This is a genomic window from Anaplasma phagocytophilum (genome assembly GCF_023476575.1).
Classification (GTDB): Bacteria; Pseudomonadota; Alphaproteobacteria; order Rickettsiales; family Anaplasmataceae; genus Anaplasma; species Anaplasma phagocytophilum_A.
This window is the reverse complement of sequence record NZ_JAHLEX010000155.1, coordinates 1-1,401: the sequence shown is the minus strand read 5'-3', so window position 1 is coordinate 1,401 and position 1,401 is coordinate 1. Positions and strand designations below refer to the sequence as shown.

Annotated in this window: 3 protein-coding genes; all 3 read left to right on the top strand. The window is 38.5% G+C overall.

Features of this window, described 5'->3' with window-relative positions; all coding sequences use genetic code 11:
• Positions 1 to 192 precede the first annotated feature (192 nt).
• On the top strand, positions 193 to 390 hold the full coding sequence (locus KPX09_RS05275) for a hypothetical protein (protein ID WP_249549303.1): 198 nt from the start codon (positions 193 to 195) through the stop codon (positions 388 to 390).
• A gap of 82 nt (positions 391 to 472) precedes the next feature.
• Positions 473 to 943, top strand: a complete 471-nt coding sequence (locus KPX09_RS05270; RefSeq protein WP_249549302.1) for a hypothetical protein — start codon at positions 473 to 475, stop codon at positions 941 to 943.
• 123 nt (positions 944 to 1,066) lie between these two features.
• A partial coding sequence (locus KPX09_RS05265; protein ID WP_249549301.1) for a hypothetical protein occupies positions 1,067 to 1,401 on the top strand: 335 nt, incomplete at its 3' end.

Genomic DNA, 1,401 nt, shown 5'->3' with positions numbered 1-1,401 from the left:
GGTAGTGCCTCTGGTGACGTATGTGTCCGATGGTTAGAGTTGGCTCTGCTATTTTAATGGTTAATGTCTTTTAAGTAGGTTTTGTAAAGCTTTGTACTTGTCTATTGTGCCCTCTGAAGGAGGGGTGATTACAGCGATTTGAAGGTGGCTGGTGAGCTACATCAGGTTTTGTAGGTGGGGTTTGGAGAAAGTATGGTAGACTTAGTATCCGGTGAAGTGCGAATAAATGACGGGCGAGAGTATGCGTCTTGGATGGGAAGAACTGGAAAAACAAGGTCGCGTAATGCTTTAAGTATCCTTAGTATAGGTACGATGACTATAGGATGTGCTTTTTCATACTATGCTTCTCAAGCTGGAAAGGTAGAGAGTATTATAGTTTTTTCTACATAATAGATCTATTATAGAGATTAACAAAATAGCTAAAAATGAAGATAGCGATTTATTTCGTATTTTTATCTTTCTAAAAGTGGAGATGAGTGGAAGGGAAGTTTCTGAAATTCTGTCTTCTTATGATCAGTTCTCTTCCGTTAGCTTATATAAGGAGCATCTTAGTGAACTTATAGATAAGTTAATAATGGATAAAGAGGCAGAGAGTGGGTTACTGTGTGACGCTATGATGTACGCAATGGGTTTGAGTTTAGGGAGAACGATAAAAAGAGAGGGGATCAAAACTATTGATGAATTTAATAGGTACACTGGTGGAGTAGATAAGGTCATGGTCGACTATTGCATGCTAGATGGAGAAGAAGGAGCTTTTTTCAAGTTACTTGCTAATTCTATAGGATTTAATGGGGATTATTTTTTCTATTCAGAAAAGAAATCCCAAGAATCATATCATCTTGGGATGCTTATGAATGAGAGATATGGAATTGAGGGAAATCCTCAATCGTCTCTTTCATTGCAAGATTCAATGGGATTGCAAGATAAGTGTTGGCAAGTTTGATTGACGATGGGTATGGTGTGATTCTCATAAGCCGTAACCTGCGTTAATTATTTCTTGCGAGGGAGGGCACGGGTTCGCGTATTCATATAGAATTTAATATTAATTTTTTTAAGGTATTTATTTATGCATAATAATGGTAGTACGGTTGTTAAACAAGAAGGAGATGCTCGAAGAGAGCTGGATACTGTTCCTAAGACGGTGGTTCCTGTGGGACAAGAAAGCACTAACGAGGATGCTATAAGTAAAGCGTATATTGTTATTCCATCTATCTTTCTCGTACTTAGTATTCTTTGTGTTTCTGCAGCGATCTATCTATATTTCCAGCGTACAATTGCAGGAGGTCTAGATACAAGGACAATGTATTATATTATTGGAGCGGGCGTAATTGCGCTTGCTTGTGGAGTATTGTCTGCGTGGAAATTGATTGCGGAGTGTACAAAAGGCGAAGAAAACGCTGC